This is a genomic window from Pedobacter sp. W3I1 (genome assembly GCF_030816015.1).
Classification (GTDB): domain Bacteria; phylum Bacteroidota; class Bacteroidia; order Sphingobacteriales; family Sphingobacteriaceae; genus Pedobacter.
Genome location: NZ_JAUSXN010000001.1, coordinates 2646662 through 2661145, shown reverse-complemented (window position 1 = coordinate 2661145; position 14484 = coordinate 2646662). Strand labels below are relative to the sequence as shown.

Sequence of the window (14484 nt, the reverse complement as noted above, 5' to 3'; positions counted from 1 at the left end):
TGTAGCCCAGCTAAAATATAAAACAATTTCAGGCATTTACCGATTATTATCCTAATAAGTTGGTTAGGTTATGGCAAAAAGAATATACGTCCTCGAAGATGATCAGGACATCAGGGATATTATACAAATGATCCTTACTGAGGAAAAATATGAAGTGATAAGCTTTTCGAGTATTCGTGAATTCATGTCAAAGGACAAACATGATCAGGCAGACCTGTTCCTTCTTGATATCAGTTTACCCGATGGTAACGGAATCAATGTATGTGAAATGCTTAAAAAAGATGATAACACTGAAAAAATACCTGTGCTCATGATGAGCGCACACTCGAGTCAGTACGAGGTAGAAAATTCGTGCGGCGCACAGGGTTTTATTGCTAAACCCTTTGATATATATAAGCTGATAGAACAGGTTGGCCACAGCATCCGCTACAGTTAACAAAAACAGGCTTGCCAGCTCTGGAGTAAAAATATCCTAAAGGATGGAAGGTAATTGGGTGTGGCTGAACAAAATGTTCACCGGCTATTCTTCTGACAAGGGAATCGTAAACCAGAAACTGGCACCCTTTCCAGGCGAACTGTCTACACCGATTGTTCCATCGTGCTTTCTGATTATTTCTGCCGAGATGTAGAGGCCGAGGCCCAAACCTGATACCTGTGCACCATTACTGTCTACACGGTAGTACCTGTCAAATAAATGTTCCTGCTTATCTTTTGAGATACCTGGTCCATCGTCAATCACCGCAACTTTGATAGATTTGCTTAGCTGCCGGACACTGATTTTGATGATTTTTGACTGGGGAGCATATTTTACCGCATTATTGATAAAATTTGTAATAACCTGCGATATCCTGTCTTGGTCGCCAAACAATGTGAGTGACACGTCACCTTCAAATGTTACTCGATGCAAATCTTCATTGAGGTGGTTACAGCAGTCTTTTAGGATTTCAGATATATAAAAACTCTTCTTGTTCAAATGCAGCTGTCCCTGCGACATCTGGCTTGCATTTAGCAGATCAGAAATAAGTGTGTTCACTTTTCCTGCATTTCTGATAGCCTGATCAATGAGGCTGATTATCTTCTTCGACTGGATTTCAGACTTCAGCCGGTCCAGTAACTGAAGTGATGCCTTTAAACTCGTAACCGGGGTTTTCAGCTCATGGCTGGCTATGCTGATGAAATCATCTTTTTTCTGCAGGGCCTTAACATGGTCGTCTATATTGAAGCATGAACCGAACCATTTGGTAAGTTTACCATATTCATCTTGATGTGGTGCGCCTTTGATCAAATGCCATTTATGTATACCTTGTTCACCTTCCAGCCTCAATGTGATATTCAATTCCCTGCCAGTACCAAAGCACGCGCGCCATTCAGTCATAAACAATTTCCGTTCTTCAGGATGAATTCTGAGCAAAAGACGGCGGGAATGGACAATCCGGTGATCAATATTAAAATACTGAAAAAACCGCTCATTGACATAGTCGATATGCCCATAGGTATCGGCCGTCCAGATGATTTCGGGAATGAGATCGGCCAGGAAAGCAAACCTTTTTCTTTCCAGGTCTGCCTGTTTCTTGGCAATAACAAGTTCCTTTTCAAATTTTTTACGGTCGGTGATTTCATACAGTGCCGCGTTTATCGCAGCGATCTTATTATTACCATCCCTGATCGTAGTGGCGCTCAACAGAACAGGAAGGATTTCACCTTCTTTTCCCATCAGCTCATAACTAAGCTCCTTCACCTTTCCGTGAACATTGATCATAGGCCGGAAAAACATTTCAAAATGCATATTGCCTCCTTTTGAAATAAGATCGGAAAACTTTTTTTTGAAAAGAAGATCGTCCTCCTGTTCTCCCAGCCATTCCAGTAGCGTATGGTTGACCTTAATGATCGTCCCATCCGGGATAAACGATACATAACCACAGGGGGCATACTGATAAAGTGCCTCTATGTCGATCAGCGACCCAATATTTTCCCTGTTATATACTGTCGGCAATGTTCGATTGGTTAATTAATTGTTCAGATAAGCTTTAATAGCTGTAATGGTTTCCTCTGGTTCGCTGATATGGGGGCAATGCCCGGTAGCCTTCATTATAACAAGCTGATTGCCCTTAAGGTTTGCGTGAATGTAATCGCCAACCTCCAGCGGTGCAATGATATCATCTGAGCATTGTAAGGTCAGGCTTTCAATATTTACGTCTTTCAGATCATGTCGGTTATCGGAAAAGAAAGTAACCTTTGCAAATTCCCGGGCTATGTCGGGATCGGTAGAACAGAAACTGCTGGTCAGAAATTCACCGAGTTCCGGTCTGTCAGCATTCCCCATAATCGCAGGGGCCAGTGCGCTGGACCAGCCCAGATAATTGTTGTCCATAAACTCGAAGAGTGCTTCCAGGTCCGGCCTTTCAAATCCGCCTTTATAACCCTCATCGTTTAGATAACGGGGTGAAGGGCCTATAAAAATAAGTTTTTTAAAAAGTGCAGGATTAATCTTTGCCGCCAGAAGACCGATCATAGCACTTACGGAATGGCCGATAAAAATGGCGTCCTGAATGTCGAGCTCAGTGCAGACTTCCAAAATATCTTGTGCATATCCATTAAGCGTACCATATCTCACCGGGTCATATTGGCTCAGATCGGATTTACCGGAGCCGACATAATCAAACAGGACAAGTTTATACTCATCAGTAAAGGCATCAATAATGAACTTCCAGGAGTTTTGATCACAGCCGAAACCGTGGGCAAACACAATTACCTTTTGGCCGTTCCCGATGATATTTACGTTATTTCTTTTTATTGGGGACTTCATAATGGTAGATATGATTAAGCTGTTAAAGGTATCAAATTAAACCACTTGCCCGGCCGGGCTTTGGGTATTTCTGCACTTTTGTGCAAATTTTGCGATCTTTCAACATTCATTTTGTTAATGATAAATTATTTTAAACCAGACTGTAAAGGATATTTTCACCACTATAGCCAGGTTGCGAAGGTAGTAACTCTTATAGGAGCGGAATGTGATCATGTGCAATGGATGATCCCGTCAGCGCTTTGCTTTGACCGCGATTCAAATAACCGGAAGTATGCTAAGCAGGGTCAATGGTGTCTTGATTTCGTGGCTTAACATGCCCATAAATCGTTCTTAGGTATTCTCCATCTTTTGTCCATATTCTCCATAACTACACCCGTGAATGCACGTTTACCCATAAGTCGGTTTTTGTACTATCAGAACCTGAAAGTAGTCGTTTTGTTTGAAATTACCATTTCTAAATCAAAATGAAAAGTTGATCCTTCGTCTTCCTGACTGTAAACCTGAATTTGGCTGTTGTGCTGACGCAGGATTTCAGCTACCAGGTAAAGTCCAATACCGAACCCCCCTATGGTTTTCACTTTATCATTAGTTACCCTGTAGAAACGTTCAAACAGTCTTTTTTGATCTGTTTTACTGATACCCAGGCCTTCGTCACTTACGTAGATATTTACTTTTCCCGGCTGCTTTCTACAGCCAATAGTGATCGTACCACCCATAGGCGAATATTTGATGGCGTTGCTTAACAGGTTCATTAGGACTTGTCCTATTTTCTCACGATCAGCAAAAAGTGTAACCGCTTCGCAATCAATTAGTCTAACTTTATGCTTGGTGTCTAATATGCGGGCATCTCCGGTAATTTCCTCAACCAATGGATATAATTCAAAAGTTTCTTCATTAAGGCGTATTTGGCCTTCCTCCACCCTTGCCAGATTCAGAAAGTCATGAATCATAGCGGTCATTTTTTTAGCTTGAGCCTGAATCTTTGTAGCTGCCTGAAAATTTATCCCTTCGTCCTTTTTGGTGTTTTTCATCAGTAGCTGACTATAAGAACTGATAGTAGTCAATGGAGTTTTTAATTCGTGACTTACCAAAGAAACGAAGTCACTTTTGCGCTGATCCTCTCGTATTTTTTCGGTAATATCTCTAGTAAAACAGCGGGTATGAACAAATTTTCCGTTTTTTCGAAGAACATTGGAATTGATCAGTACATGCTTGATTGATCCGTCCTTGCATTGAAGTTTGGCGGAATAATCCAGCAGTGTTTCATTATTGGTAAGACGCGTCAGTATGTCCTGTATAACTTCCTGGTCTGCATGAAAGTTACTGATCGGGAATCCGATATACTCTTCCTTTGCATACCCCAAAGCATCAAGTTCAGCTTGATTAGCCCATATAATTATTCCTTCTCCATCCACCCAGTGAAGTGGCATCGAAGCGTTTTCAAAGAAATCAGTCAGTTCTTCAACCTTAAGTTTCAGATCTTCATTTTCTTTTTCGTAATGGGCAAGCTTTTCTTTCAGTTTTTTTGTGTCTTCCATAGGTATAGTCGAACAAACATTTCTGTATTGCAAAATTCTATGCGAAAGATAGCGATTAAAATTTATTTTTCTTTGTCTACTGGTATTTCAGTAAAACTTTAAGGAGAGTACAATTTGGGTTTACCATCAAGCAATTAATGGAGGGTATCTCAGAGCAACCAAATTATTAGGATCAAAACGGAAACTATTATTTTACAACAGCGAATAGGAGCTAATATTAAGGTGTAAATAAATTTTACAAACATGAATACTCAGAATATTTTAAATCCCTCCGAAGAATTTTAACAGGTTGAAAGGAAATTTGAAATCACTTTCGCCTATAGAAATTATATGACACAGAAGGACAATCAATGGCTAAAAGGATTCTGAATTTGTAAGTAAGTATAAAATCTTTTTATTGACAGGCATGCTAATTGATGCCAACAATGATGAAGTACGCGTTATCAGGTTTTTTTACGATCAAGTCCATATGTTCTTCAAACTCAACAAGATTAGACACTTCATCTTGTAAAAAAACACCAAAAACGTCAAGATCAGCCTCATTGGATATCAATACCTCCAAAGTCTCGCTGCTCTTCCATTCTGTGGAAATAATTTCAGGATATGCACCCTTCAATAGCGAAGGAAAGCCTTTGCGGGAAAAGGCTTCAGAAAGCTGGCCCGCAATTTCCCACAGATGAGGAGTCAATTCTTCATCTAAAGTATTCCACTGCATGCCCCGACCTTCATCACGCCACATACTGCCGGTATAACGTCCGTCAAGGCTTACACTATAACATTCACCGCTACTTTCAACTATTGCCTGTTTATCACCATCATCAGTGTGAATCTCGAAAATATACCTTTCCATATTTAAATTGGGTTCTTTAGTTCCGTCAGGTACACCTGCATTCTTTTTTTTACGGGAAAGCAGGTATGCCGCAGTCAATGAGAATCCTAAGATTCCACCGATTAATATCCCCTTATGGTGCTTATATGTCCATTCTTGTATGACTGAAATACAGGCCCTTCTGTCCTTGGTACGCATACTATAAGAACACGGGCTTGTATAGATTAGTTTTGATTAATAATTGATCTCCGTAATAGGCAGGTAATCCGATCTGAAATAATCAACTAAACTGTTATAGACGGTTACAAGCGGCTTAGCACTGCTCGCTTCGGGAGTTTTCTTTTTAGTATCAATGAAGCCCTTACAGAAGGCTAAGAAGTCGATTACTTCGGACACCTGACCTTCTTTAACAGCAACCAATTTATCTCGGATTTCAAATGCAGAAGCTCTTCTAACAAATGTATCATTATCGCTGATCCAATCTCGATACACTTTCAGTAATGAAGGCAACCCTATCAAGATAAAGTTATCCTTGATGATAAGTGTATCCTTTTTACCAAGTTGTTTTATTGACACGAAATGTTCAGTATCAATGTAAGCCGGTTTTTATCGTGCCAAATTCTGATCTTCACATTCCATGTTTGATCAGCTTTTTGATCTTTTTTAATTACGATTGCTGAAACAGTTGCCATAGATTCAAATATTAGATTTATTACCCCCTAAGTTTTAGATGAAACCGAGCAAAGCTCCTAAGTTTCCTCTACTAAATTAATCAAAAAATGCTGTTGAATCTTAAGCGCAAAATCGGAAGAAACAATCAAAAATTGTCAGAAACGGCTTTAAAAGACACAAAAAAGCCCCTCAGGCTATCCTGAAGGGCGACTTTTTGTAAGTGGGCCCACCTGGGCTCGAACCAGGGACCAAAAGATTATGAGTCTTCTACTCTAACCAGCTGAGCTATAGGCCCGGAAAAAAGGTTATCCTTTTTTGCGAGTGCAATGTTACAAATTTGAATTGAATTTTCGAAAATGTTTTCCGCATTTTTTCATAAAAAGAAAGAATATAAACTCATTTTCAAGTGCTTAATTTTATTTTTCATTTTATTGATCCTCTTTTCTGAATAAAATTGTGGATAAAACACCAATTAATCTGTCCTTAAATCAATTTCGAATAGGTTAATTTTGTAATTGATATGAATACGCCCGATCCGGACAACCAACTTCTTTTAGATTTTTTAACCACCACCAACCAGCCTGTTTTTCTAACTGGTAAAGCTGGAACAGGTAAAACTACCCTCCTACGCAAGATTAGGGATACCACAAAAAAGAATTTTGCCATTGTTGCACCTACTGCTGTGGCGGCAATAAATGCTGGTGGCGTAACGCTTCACTCCTTTTTTCAGATTCCTTTCGGCCCTTTGGTTCCGGTTGTTGATGAAAATGCGGAAACGAATTTTAAATACTCGGATGAAAAAACAAGGTTATTACGCTGCCTTGATTTATTAATCATTGATGAGATTAGTATGGTTAGAGTTGATCTAATTGATTTTATCGACCGCACTTTAAAGCGCGTTAAAGGCTCTAACCGCCCCTTTGGTGGCGTTCAGGTATTAATGATTGGTGATCTTTACCAGCTCTCTCCTATTTTTCATGATGCCTGGCACATCCTGGGGAGTTACTATTCCAGTCCCTACTTTTTCGATAGCCTGGTTTTCAGGTCTACGCCAATGCTTACCTTTACTTTAGATAAAGTTTACCGCCAATCAGACCCCATATTTCTGGATATTTTGAACGGCATGCGAGAAAACAGTCTCGACGCTGACCTTCTTGCAAAACTGAACGAACGTTACGATCCATCTTTAGATCAGGAATGGAAAGATGACTACATTACTTTAACGACCCATAACCAGCTGGTTAACGAAATTAACCAGGGCTGTTTAGAAAAGTTACAAGGAGAAATTTTCGAATTCAATGCAGAAGTAAGTGGCGATTTCCCTAAGGATGCCTATCCTACCGATGAAAAACTTCAGTTAAAACTGGGTGCGCAAGTCATCTTTATCAAAAATGATTCCTCGGGCAAAAAGCAATTTTATAATGGCAAAGCGGCAAAAATAACTGCAATTAATCAAGATTCGATAAAAGTAACTTTCACTAATGGCGGCAGGGAAATCGAAGTAGAAAAAGAAATCTGGCAAAATGTTAAATATAGCCTGAGTGCCGAAGAAAATAAAATCGACGAAACCAGCACCGGATCATTCTCTCAGTATCCTTTTAAACTGGCCTGGGCCATTACTGTACATAAAAGCCAGGGATTAACCTTTGATCAGGCCATAGTTGATGTAAGCACCGCATTTACCCACGGACAGGCTTACGTAGCACTCAGCCGTTGCAGAAGTTTAGAAGGACTTATCTTAAAATCACCTGTGGTTGCCGAAAACATCATTACCGATGCAAAGGTCATCAGTTTCACAAAAACCACTCACCAGGATAAACCTACAGCTGATCTGCTTGCACGTTATAGTCAGCAATATGCCTGGGGATTGATCCATGAATTGCTGGATTTCTCGCTGATCGCCAAAGATTGGGAAAAACTCGGGCGTTCCAAACTGATCGACAAAGACGAGAAAAATGCCTTTTTATCTATTTACGAACAGGGAACCCAGATTCTTCAGCACGAGATTTTTAAAGTAGCCAGGAATTTTATTGCAAAGGAATTTTCTAAAATAAGTACCGATGAAAATCCGGCAAATGAAAGTGCTTTTATGGAACGTTTGCAAAAAGCATCTGATTATTTCGTTCCAAAACTGGAACAGCTTATTACCTTAACGGCTAGAATTGTGGCCATCAACTTTTATAATGATACACACTCTGATAAACTGCTTACGGCATTAAATGATTGTAAAGATGCACTCCAGATCAAGCTGGCTTTATTTAAAATTTCGTGGAACCCCTTTTCGATCAAAGATTATATCAATACTTTGCACGCAGCAGGCAATAAACAACCGGAGAAAAAACCGGTTAAATCGAGCATCAAACCAAAAGAGATTTCCAATCCACAGGTTTATAAAAACCTGGTCGAATGGCGGAAAACAATCGCACAGCAACGGGGCACCCAGGATTATGCTGTACTTTCTGACTTAGCACTACTTTCTATTGCCGAAAAAATGCCCAGAACTACCGACCAACTGGCAGCACTTAAAAGCGTAGGGATTGGCAATGCAAAAGAACTTGGCCAGCAGATTACCCGCATTGTAAACGCCCATTTGGGTACAAGTGAGTTATTTTAATCTTCGGCTAAGCATTTATAGCTTTTACGATAAAAAAAACATTTAAAACGATATAAATTACCAAAAGTGTAAGAGAAAAAATCCGGTCAAATTTTTGAGCTTTTTCTTCCTTCCCTCTTTTAATCATCTTAAGTGAAAAGGCTGTGGATATAATAACAATCAGAATAAATATAAGGGTGATGCCGTGCAGGGTATCTACCAGTGTAAAAGTTGTGGATTCGGGAAGTGAACCATCAATAATGTATTTATTACCAATTACGGCAAAAAGAGAACCTACGCTTAACCCAAAACGCGAATCGATACTATCTGCATGGATATAAAAACACATATAGGCAATTAAGAATGCCACATACATACCCAAAAACATTTTCCAGAACAGGCCAAAAGCATCTCTGCTAATTCCAATCCTCACCTTATAACTACTATATTCGGTTCTTGGCACTTTTATACCTGGATCGCCAAAAGCCGTTTCATAAATTTTATTAGCTGCAGAAGTTTTTAAACTGTCGATATTCCACCCGCGTAATGTAAATCGCGGATCAAATTGTTTGCCCAGCGTATCAGGCACAAATATCAATGATGAGGAATCGAATTGTGAATTTTCTACAGAAAGCCTCAGCAGTTGATGGTCGAATGGAAAATTGTTAATCGACCACGAATCTTTCATTACGCATTGCAGCTTCATCAGCATGTATACTTCATTCCCTGTGGTATCGATGGTAGAAAACGACTTACTAACCGTTTTAGCTTGAGGCACTTCAAGGTTATCAACAAAATTAAATTCTTTGTTTTTATATTTTAGCCACAGCCAGAAGTTAATGGTATATTCTTTGTCTTTAAAATCTATATCGTGTATACTGGTAACGTAAATTCCGGTTTTTACGGTATCTGGTGTATTTTTCTGTGCTAAAGAAACTGTAATGATGCAGAAAAGCTGGAGCATTAAACCCAGTAAAAAGAGTTTGGCGGTTTTCAACTGTGTTTTAATTTAGGGTGTAAACAATTTCTTAAATATACAGAATAAGACTTTATTTATAAGTGATATTTTTAGCTTATAAAGCTTTCAGGCCTCGCTTTTTTTTAATACTTTCGCAACCCCATTTTAGTCGCCAACCACAGCATACCAAACCATGAGCAAGTTTTTATACGGAATCGATTTTGGAACAACCAATTCGGCACTTTCTATTTTTGATGAAGAGAAAGAAAGAAATTGTAGATACGATTTCTATTCCCTCGTTAATCTATTTTACAGAAGTAAAAAGCATGATTGATGGTGAAAGTCATATTGTTGGCGAAAAAGCAATAGATGCTTACCTGAACGATGGCATGAAAGGTCGCTTCATCAAATCCATCAAACAGATCCTTTCGAGAACTACTTTTACCGAAACCCGTATCCATAATAAAAGATATACAGCTTCTGATCTGGTTACCCTGATTCTTAAAGACCTGAAAGAAAAAGCTGACCTGATTACGGGCTACGATTGCCACAAAGCCATTATCGGCCGCCCGGTTTTCTTTGATGACGACAATACCATGAAAGATACCCTGGCGCAAACCAGGTTAAAAAAAGCTGCTGAAAGTGCGGGTTTTACCGATGTGCGTTTTCAATTCGAACCTATTGGGGCAGCTTTTGCCTACGAAAAAACAATCAAAAAGAAGGAACGCGTTTTAGTAGCCGATTTAGGTGGTGGTACAACAGATTTCACCTACCTGATCCTCGATCCGGATAAGGTAGGCAGTAAAAACCGTAAAAACGATATGATTGCGTCTGGTGGTATCTACATTGGTGGCGATAGTCTTGATTCTGCTTTTATGTGGGATAAAGGCACACCCTATTTCGGGAAAAACACCATGTATGAGGCTACTCCTGGCAAAGTTTTAAATGTGCCGAAATCGCTTTTTGCCAATATTTGTACCTGGGATAAAATGAACTTTTTTAACGGTTTAAAAATCCAGAAAGAGATTGAGGAATATTACTATTACTCTGGCAACGATCCGAAGTTTAAAAACCTGATCACCCTGATCGAAAATAACCTGGGTTATTCTTTGTTCAGATCGATCGAGAAAACAAAGATTGAACTTTCAGATCAGCCTGTTTCTACCTTCGCCTATAGTAACATGGAAATCGAGATTGATGAAAATATTTCGCTGGAACAGTATAATTCGATTATCGAAAAAGACATCAATAAAATCGATGCTTACCTGGATCAGTTTATGGAAACATACAAAATTAACCCGGCAGATATTGACTGTTTGTTTTTAACTGGAGGAACATCGATGGTTTCGGCCGTGCAAAACTTGTTTAAACGCAAGTTCCCTCACATCCCATTAAACTCTGGCGATAATTTTAAAAGCGTAGCCAAAGGACTGGCTTACAGTGGTTATCTATTTGAAAATTAATTACACAGACTGTCATTCTGAGCGCAGCGAAGAATCTCTGCAACATAGCAACATTGTCTCTTACACCATGGTCTGTGTCCTCACAGGCCATTTAATTTAAGTTCTCAACATGTGAACATTCAAACCGAGGAGAAGAAATTACTGGTTTGGATCCGGAGCGCAATGCCTGTACAAAACATTCAGTTTCTTCCCGTTTTACGCTTTTACGCTTCGCTGCCTCGTACCTCGTTGCTGCAGGGTAACGCTTCAACCGCGGCTAATGGGCAAAAACAGTTTTTCATTTTTAGGGTTGCAGGGGGGCATAAAAATTATCCTTCTACTATGCTCCCAATATCAGATTCAAAAAAAAGAGACTGTATCACAAAAACAAATTGTCATCCTGAGCCTGTCGAAGGACTTAGTTAAATACACTTGTATGTGTTTCGACAGGCTCAACATGACAAATTTGCCGAGAAATTTTCTTTCTGATATATCCTTGAATTAATTTTATAATGACTTTTTAGCCTGTTTTTCGCCAAATGGTCTAACATTACTCGTCAGTTTTTTAAAGCCAAAGCGTGATGGCAGATTGGACGAGCAGCAAATTGCTGGTTTCTTTTTCTCTTTTACCCGAACAATTTCTTTAACCTTACCGTTTTTACAGGCAAAGAGCAATCCACAACATAAAATTAAAGCAGGCTTAATTAATTTATTCTTCATCTATTTTTCAATTTCTGACCAATCAAAACGAGGGTTTTCTGATGGTGTTTTAGCCTGTTTCATTAAAGCATAAAGTGTTTTAACAGTTTCAGGGTTTTTAGAAGCAACATCATTCTTTTCACCAATATCAGCTTTTAAGTTATACAACTCTAACTTTTCGGCAGTGCCTTTATCTTTAAAACGGATCAATTTCCAGTCGCCTTTGGTTAAAGCTTCTTTCAAACCGCTTTCATTAAACTGCCAGTAGAAATAATCATGTTCTTTAACTGCTTTTTTACCACTTAATAATGGCGAAAAAGATAATCCATCTATATTTCTGGGTGATGCTGTACCTGTTAACTCTCCTAATGTCGGCAATACATCCCAAAAGGCCCATGGCGTAGGATTAACCTGCCCTGCAGCAATTTTGCCAGGCGCTCTTACAATCAATGGTACGCGGATTCCACCTTCGTACAGATCTCTTTTTACGCCCCTGAACTCGCCACTGCTGTTAAAAAACACTGGATCGGCACCACCTTCTTTATGTGGCCCGTTATCACTGGTAAAGAAAATATAGGTATCGTTATCCAAACCTAATTTCTTAATCAACGCTACAATAGTACCTACATCGGTATCAAGTTTATTTACCATTGCTGCAAAAGTAGCATGTGGCTGCGCCTGACTATCATAGTTTCCTTTTTTCTCGAAAGGGGTTTCTGGTGGAAATTTACTCGAACCATCTGCATTCTGAAATTTCCTCAATAGTTCTGCAGGCACTTTTAACTCCGCATGTGGAACCGTTAAAGGCAAATACAAAAAGAAAGGCTGATCTTTATTGGCATTAATAAAATCAACAGCTTTATTTACAATCAGGTCTTCGGTATATTTTGTGGTGTCAACAGGCACTTCTACTGTTTTACCGCCAACAATTTCGTACAAACGATTGGTGTAATAATCGTGCGCATGCGATTGATCCAGGTAGCCATAAAAACTATCGAAACCTTTTAAATGCGGCGCACCTTTGCTGTCTTCATCACCAAGCCCCCACTTACCAAACATGCCTGTTTTATACCCATTTCCTTTTAAGCGCTCGGCAAGGGTCGTATCCTGAGCGCGTAGAGCGGCAAGACCATCTTTGGCTTTTGCATTACCCCTTACCCAGGCATGCCCCATGGTATAACCCGTCATTAAGGCACATCTCGAAGGAGCACAAACGGTATTTCCGGAATAGAAACGGGTGAACTTAATTCCTTCCTCTGTGAGCTTATCCAGATTCGGCGTTGGAATTTTAGAATTCGGGTTAAAGCTGTGTACGTTACCATAACCTAAATCATCGGCCAGGATAAAAATAATGTTGGGTTTCTTTTTACTTTGTGCCTGTACAGAAGCAAAATTGGCCGTTAGCGTAGCAAAAGCTATAAATTTTAATATATTTTTCATCTCTATTTGTTATAGTTTGGATTCTGTTTTAATATCGGATTATTCTGGATTGCAATTGACGGCACTGGCCATAAATAATCTTTATTGGCATCGAAAAGGCGGCTATCAATCCTTGCCCCTGCGCTATTGGTAATATTTCCATTTAATACCTGCTCAGCTATTCTCCACCTGCGTACATCATAATAATATAAACCTTCTCCTGCCAGTTCTACTCTCCGTTCATGCCTAATCTCTGCCCTCAATTCTTGCTGACCTAAAGTAGATGGAATATTTGGCATTTTAGCCCTTGCTCTTACTAAATTCAAAGCATCAAAAACCGATTGATCGGGACCAGAATCTTCATTTTTTGCTTCGGCGTACATCAAGAGTACATCAGCATACCGAAGTAAAATTAAATTTAACTCTGATGTTCCGCTTGTTGGTGCTGCAACAGGTTTTTCATTGTCTTTAAAAATAGTATATTTTTTTAATCCATAACCTGTACTGGGGTATTGAATTGCGGTTACGGTAGCACCTTTAAACTGTGTACCTGGTAAAATTACGGTGGCCTGTAATCTGCTATCGCGGTTTTCAAATGGTTTTGCAGCATTATAAACCGCTGAACTGTTTATTGGCTTTCCATCGGTTGCGTAATAGGTATTTACCAGATCGGGCAAAGGTGCTGAGCCCAGTTGTTGATCTAAACTGATATCGAGCGAATGGGTAAATTCAGGATATTTGTATTGCACATCAAAAATTACTTCGCTATTGCCTTCGTTTTCCAGATAGAATAAGCCACGGTAATCGGGAAACAAACTGTAAGTTTTTAAATCAATAACTGCTTTTGCAGCTTCGGCAGCTTCTTTCCAGCGTTTGGCATACAATAAAACCCTTGCTTTTAAAGCTAAGGCTGCACCACGCGTTGCTCTTCCTTTATCTACACCAGAGTAGGTTAAAGGTAATGCGGTTCCTGATGAGGCTTCGGTTAAATCTTTTAAAATCTGCGTGAGCAATTCATCGGCCGTGTTTCTTGGCAAATTGGCCTGTGTTTCGTAATTAGTGGCATCGGTAATTAATGGCGCTCCACCAAACAGATTCCAAAGGGGAATATAATATAAGGCACGAAGATATTTGGCTTCGGCTTTATACCTTTCTTTTAAGGCGCCATCCATACTTACTTTATCGATATTGGCCAATACATTATTGGCTCTGCCTATACCTTTGTAACTGCCATTCCAGGTTTCGTTAAAATAAGCTGTTGCCGCATTGTGCAAACCCCTCGAAATGATGTTATAATCGTTATTGTACTGGTAAGTATTCGGACTTAAGGCATCCAGATAGATGGAATTGGCAGCATAAACATTGTAGTAAATTGCAGCATAGGTTCCGTTCAGGGCAGCTTCTGCCTGCACTTTCGTATTCCAATAGGTGTCTTGCGTAAAACGATCAGTTGGCGTTACATCCAGATAATCTTTACAGCCAAACAAGAACACCGAAATGAATATAAATAGAATATATTTTCTCATGA

At 39.4% G+C, this 14484-nt stretch carries 12 protein-coding genes and 1 tRNA gene; 3 read left to right on the top strand and 10 right to left on the bottom strand.

The window, feature by feature from the left end:
- Positions 1–70 precede the first annotated feature (70 nt).
- Complete coding sequence (locus QF042_RS11130; RefSeq protein ID WP_307528255.1) at positions 71–436, top strand: PleD family two-component system response regulator; 366 nt, start codon at positions 71–73, stop codon at positions 434–436.
- Positions 437–520: 84 nt separating this feature from the next.
- Here QF042_RS11130 and QF042_RS11125 read toward each other — a convergent pair whose 3' ends face one another.
- The 6 genes from QF042_RS11125 to QF042_RS11100 form a co-directional block, all read right to left on the bottom strand.
- Positions 521–1993: a PAS domain-containing sensor histidine kinase gene (locus QF042_RS11125; RefSeq protein WP_307528253.1), complete on the bottom strand. Its 1473-nt coding sequence runs from the start codon at positions 1991–1993 to the stop codon at positions 521–523.
- Positions 1994–2008: 15 nt separating this feature from the next.
- Positions 2009–2806, bottom strand: a complete 798-nt coding sequence (locus QF042_RS11120; RefSeq protein ID WP_307528251.1) for an alpha/beta fold hydrolase — start codon at positions 2804–2806, stop codon at positions 2009–2011.
- A gap of 413 nt (positions 2807–3219) precedes the next feature.
- Positions 3220–4344, bottom strand: a complete 1125-nt coding sequence (locus QF042_RS11115; RefSeq protein ID WP_307528249.1) for an ATP-binding protein — start codon at positions 4342–4344, stop codon at positions 3220–3222.
- Positions 4345–4753: 409 nt separating this feature from the next.
- On the bottom strand, positions 4754–5371 hold the full coding sequence (locus QF042_RS11110) for a hypothetical protein (RefSeq protein ID WP_307528247.1): 618 nt from the start codon (positions 5369–5371) through the stop codon (positions 4754–4756).
- A gap of 36 nt (positions 5372–5407) precedes the next feature.
- Positions 5408–5749, bottom strand: a complete 342-nt coding sequence (locus QF042_RS11105; RefSeq protein ID WP_307528245.1) for a hypothetical protein — start codon at positions 5747–5749, stop codon at positions 5408–5410.
- Positions 5750–6066: 317 nt separating this feature from the next.
- Positions 6067–6140 (bottom strand) — tRNA-Ile (locus QF042_RS11100).
- A 225-nt stretch (positions 6141–6365) separates the two neighbouring features.
- On the opposite strand from QF042_RS11100, the gene QF042_RS11095 reads away from it, so the two are divergent.
- Positions 6366–8459: an HRDC domain-containing protein gene (locus QF042_RS11095; RefSeq protein WP_307528242.1), complete on the top strand. Its 2094-nt coding sequence runs from the start codon at positions 6366–6368 to the stop codon at positions 8457–8459.
- A 7-nt stretch (positions 8460–8466) separates the two neighbouring features.
- On the opposite strand, the gene QF042_RS11090 is transcribed toward QF042_RS11095, so the two are convergent.
- On the bottom strand, positions 8467–9435 hold the full coding sequence (locus QF042_RS11090; protein ID WP_307528241.1) for a hypothetical protein: 969 nt from the start codon (positions 9433–9435) through the stop codon (positions 8467–8469).
- Positions 9436–9650: 215 nt separating this feature from the next.
- On the opposite strand from QF042_RS11090, the gene QF042_RS11085 reads away from it, so the two are divergent.
- A complete protein-coding gene (locus QF042_RS11085; protein WP_307528239.1) occupies positions 9651–10859 on the top strand; it encodes an Hsp70 family protein in 1209 nt (402 codons plus the stop codon).
- A gap of 486 nt (positions 10860–11345) precedes the next feature.
- On the opposite strand, the gene QF042_RS11080 is transcribed toward QF042_RS11085, so the two are convergent.
- From QF042_RS11080 to QF042_RS11070, 3 genes are read right to left on the bottom strand one after another with little or no spacing between them, the layout of a single operon-like run.
- Complete coding sequence (locus QF042_RS11080) at positions 11346–11558, bottom strand: hypothetical protein (protein ID WP_307528238.1); 213 nt, start codon at positions 11556–11558, stop codon at positions 11346–11348.
- Positions 11559–12977 carry an arylsulfatase gene (locus QF042_RS11075; RefSeq protein WP_307528236.1) on the bottom strand — a complete coding sequence of 473 codons (1419 nt, stop codon included), beginning with the start codon at positions 12975–12977 and terminating at the stop codon, positions 11559–11561.
- Positions 12978–12979: 2 nt separating this feature from the next.
- The gene (locus QF042_RS11070) at positions 12980–14482 is read right to left on the bottom strand and encodes a RagB/SusD family nutrient uptake outer membrane protein (RefSeq protein ID WP_307528235.1); all 1503 of its coding nucleotides are present in this window, start codon (positions 14480–14482) and stop codon (positions 12980–12982) included.
- Between the last annotated feature and the right edge of the window lie 2 nt (positions 14483–14484).

What these genes read in the sequence shown, in the direction of transcription:
- QF042_RS11095 (WP_307528242.1), top strand. Translation starts at nt 6,366, where the DNA reads ATGAATACGCCCGATCCGGACAACCAACTTCTTTTAGATTTTTTAACC.
- QF042_RS11085 (WP_307528239.1), top strand. Translation starts at nt 9,651, where the DNA reads ATGAAGAGAAAGAAAGAAATTGTAGATACGATTTCTATTCCCTCGTTA.
- QF042_RS11070 (WP_307528235.1), bottom strand. Translation starts at nt 14,482, where the DNA reads ATGAGAAAATATATTCTATTTATATTCATTTCGGTGTTCTTGTTTGGC.
- QF042_RS11130 (WP_307528255.1), top strand. Translation starts at nt 71, where the DNA reads ATGGCAAAAAGAATATACGTCCTCGAAGATGATCAGGACATCAGGGAT.
- QF042_RS11075 (WP_307528236.1), bottom strand. Translation starts at nt 12,977, where the DNA reads ATGAAAAATATATTAAAATTTATAGCTTTTGCTACGCTAACGGCCAAT.
- QF042_RS11115 (WP_307528249.1), bottom strand. Translation starts at nt 4,344, where the DNA reads ATGGAAGACACAAAAAAACTGAAAGAAAAGCTTGCCCATTACGAAAAA.
- QF042_RS11120 (WP_307528251.1), bottom strand. Translation starts at nt 2,806, where the DNA reads ATGAAGTCCCCAATAAAAAGAAATAACGTAAATATCATCGGGAACGGC.
- QF042_RS11110 (WP_307528247.1), bottom strand. Translation starts at nt 5,371, where the DNA reads ATGCGTACCAAGGACAGAAGGGCCTGTATTTCAGTCATACAAGAATGG.
- QF042_RS11080 (WP_307528238.1), bottom strand. Translation starts at nt 11,558, where the DNA reads ATGAAGAATAAATTAATTAAGCCTGCTTTAATTTTATGTTGTGGATTG.